Raw genomic sequence first — 487 nt, forward strand, 5'->3', positions numbered from 1 at the left:
CGGCACGACCGACGCGACCGCCGACGAGCTCGAAGCGCTGATCTATCGTCACTACACCGACCCCGGCATGCTCGAGTTCATTGTCGACGGTACCGACGTGCCAGGCGAGATCCGCCTCCTCGCCGAACGGGCAGCCCGGATGCTCACCCGCAGCCGACAGCAGCTATCAACGGAATAGCAAGCGCGAAATGGCCGTCGGGGTCGTTGTAGGTCAGCGGGTTGGCGTTGGCATAGACGTAACCGGTTGACACCGGCGTCGGGGTGTACCAGCGGGCCTGCGCGGAGACCTTCGCGGTCGCCGGGTCCGTCCTCCCTCAAGCCCGCCCCAGAACTCCCGGCGACGCTCGGGCGCACGTCGGGTGGGCCAGCGACGAGCGCCCGCGACAGGACGTCCAGACCCTTGTATGGCCGGAGCAGCCAGCCGGCGTCCGGCGCGGGCCGGCGCTCACCCGCGCTGATGTCCCCGGTCGGTTCGGCCGCGGTCGTT

The organism is Protofrankia sp. CiP1_Cm_nod4 (assembly GCF_982290645.1).